General features: G+C 65.4%; 1 protein-coding gene. It reads right to left on the bottom strand.

Going from position 1 to position 1,284, the window contains the following annotated elements; genetic code table 11:
• Positions 1 to 391: 391 nt before the first annotated feature.
• The gene (locus tag AC069T_RS37975) at positions 392 to 985 is read right to left on the bottom strand and encodes a DUF7178 family protein (RefSeq protein WP_478787085.1); all 594 of its coding nucleotides are present in this window, start codon (positions 983 to 985) and stop codon (positions 392 to 394) included.
• Positions 986 to 1,284 lie beyond the last annotated feature (299 nt).

Here is a 1,284-nt window from a genome sequence, read left to right as displayed (position 1 = left end):
GCGGGAATGGAATTCCGCAAGCGGAATTCAAAAGGCAGGGCAATTCGCGCAAGCGCGAATTGTGGGCACCCGCGCAAGCGCGGTTGCCTGGGCTGGCGGCAAGGGGCGGTGCATCGCGCGCGGGACTGTGTAGGGCTTGGGAATCCCAGCTACCACCCCCGCAACGGAGGTGACGGACTGTCGGCCTGACGGGGTGCCAGCCTCGCCGCAGTGACGGGCTCCACTGCGCTCCACCCGCCTCACCGCCCCTCCCCTCTTCCCGATCGGGATCCAGTTGCCGTGCCGTCAGCGTACCTTCAAAGAGCCGTACCGGGACCCGCGATGCGGGATCGAATCCACCGAGTACCGGAAGGTTGATGCATCATGCCATGCTGCTGTGTAGAGATTGGGGTTATGCTTCCCCTCCCCTACTCGGGCGCTCGATGTGAGCTACCCAAGTCACCGCTTGCACCTTGCTGGGCACTTCTCCGATTTTCTGGGCGGCGGTACGGTAGCAATCGGCGAGTAGGTTGTACCGGCTGAGGGTTCCCAGTCCTCGATTTCGCTGCCCGTAGATCTCGCGCACTGCAATGTCGTGCGCGTGACGATCAATTACCACCGCTTCGGCGTTCTCGGGGTCGGCAATACATACGTAGAAGTGCCCCGTTTTGATGTGCATGGGCAGAACCTCGCTCGGGTCGGTTCCCGCCATGATTCGGTTTGCCTTGGTGATCGCGTCACGGACGTGTCCGCTTGCCGCGCCCTCGATGAAAGCTTTGCGGGCGAGCCTACAATTTTCGGCCCATGACTTGTTGGCGGACAGAGCCGCGAGGACTCCCGCGCCCTTTACTGTTTCTCCTTCGGAGATTTCGGCGGCGAATCGGTGTGCCATGGCGTACCAATCGCGTCCGCGCTGCTTCTGATCAGAAGTAGCGCTGTTCCACTTGTCCACGATTGCCTGCGTGTAGGCGGCGCGCTGCTGTTCGGTGCTCTTGACCGGGATCATGGGGGTGTCCTCGCTTGGGGGATCGCGCGGGGTGGCGGCGAGGAGCAGGCCCGTTGGGCAGCTCAACTCGCGGCGGCGCGGGTGAATGGGGCCGGGCGGGGTGCTGGCCTGGCCGGATCGCACGGAGGTGACGTGCGCGTGTGGGGTGTGGGCCCGTGGGGGCCGGGTCGGGGGGGGGGGGGGGGGGGGGGTCCCCCCCCCCCCCCCCCCCTTCTCCGTTCGTTTTTTTTCTTGGCGTCCCCCGTTCTTTCTTCTCCCCCCCTCCCCCCCCACCCTCCCCCCCCCCCCCTCTTCCCCCT

It is taken from the genome of Streptomyces sp. NPDC043867, from assembly GCF_056435845.1.
This window is presented reverse-complemented; position numbering and strand designations above follow the sequence as displayed.